Source organism: Hymenobacter lapidiphilus (assembly GCF_013377885.1).
Taxonomy (GTDB): domain Bacteria; phylum Bacteroidota; class Bacteroidia; order Cytophagales; family Hymenobacteraceae; genus Hymenobacter; species Hymenobacter lapidiphilus.
Genome location: NZ_JABKAU010000112.1, coordinates 1 through 554, shown reverse-complemented (window position 1 = coordinate 554; position 554 = coordinate 1). Strand labels below are relative to the sequence as shown.

General features: G+C 51.8%; 1 protein-coding gene. It reads left to right on the top strand.

Translation table 11 applies throughout. The features are described 5' to 3' along the window. Positions 1 to 214: 214 nt before the first annotated feature. A partial coding sequence (locus HW554_RS20335; RefSeq protein WP_176910355.1) for a DUF2382 domain-containing protein occupies positions 215 to 554 on the top strand: 340 nt, incomplete at its 3' end.

The following is a 554-nucleotide window of genomic DNA, read 5'->3' as shown; positions in this document are numbered from 1 at the left end:
TATATACTACTGTCGCAACAGCCTTCGCTGCCCACAGCGCGCAAAAGGCGCTTTAGTCCGATCTAGTGTATTTATAAGGTTTTAAAACATGATAAGGTCGACAATAAATAGTGCTATTCCGAGGCGGGCTGATTGTTCGCCAGAGCGCATAATATGTAACGGAAGCGGGCTCATGGCGTATATAACAGGGTAAAAGCTGCTATTTTCTACCCATATGAGTTTCGATCCTACCGTTTCTTCTGCTGCCAACGAGCCGGGCCAGGATGCCCTAACCAAGCGGCTTGATAATGCCCCGCGCCAACCCATGGTACTGCCCGTGATTGAGGAGCAGGTGTTGGTAGAACGGGAGGTGGTGGAGAGCGGCCGTCTGCAAATTCGTAAAACGGTGCAGCAGATAGAGCAGCCGGTGCAGGTAACTCTGCAACACGATGAGGTGCAAATCGAGCATGTGCCCATCAATCAATACGTAGCCGATGATGCACCGTTGCCCGGCAGTCGCCAGGAAGGTGACGTGCTAATTGTACCTGTTCTGCGCGAAGTAGTTGTAACGCGGG